Raw genomic sequence first — 221 nt, 5'->3', positions numbered from 1 at the left:
ACCACAACACCAAGCAGGCCGCCGAGGAGAAAGCCGCCGATGAGCGGGCTCAGGCGCGGGAGGATGCGGCCGAGCAGGCCCGCCAGGCCCGCAGCGAGAAGGTCGCGCGGTGGCGTGAACAGCACCCACCGGGCTCTCGGTCAGCCCGGGTGCCATCGGAAATCCGGGTCGAGGTCCACACCGCGAATCTGGAGCGCATACGCGCTGCCCAACAGGCCAAG

The 221-nt window shown here is 70.1% G+C and carries 1 protein-coding gene; it reads left to right on the top strand.

Annotation, left to right across the window (positions count from 1 at the left end):
* Positions 1 to 221, top strand: a 221-nt coding sequence (locus BFL43_RS28740; RefSeq protein ID WP_168176487.1) for a hypothetical protein, incomplete at both ends; no start/stop codon positions are given.

The organism is Williamsia sp. 1135, assembly GCF_002095395.1.
Taxonomy (GTDB): Bacteria; Actinomycetota; Actinomycetes; order Mycobacteriales; family Mycobacteriaceae; genus Williamsia.
Note: the sequence above shows the minus strand (reverse complement) of the source record. Positions and strands in the feature narration are given on the sequence as shown.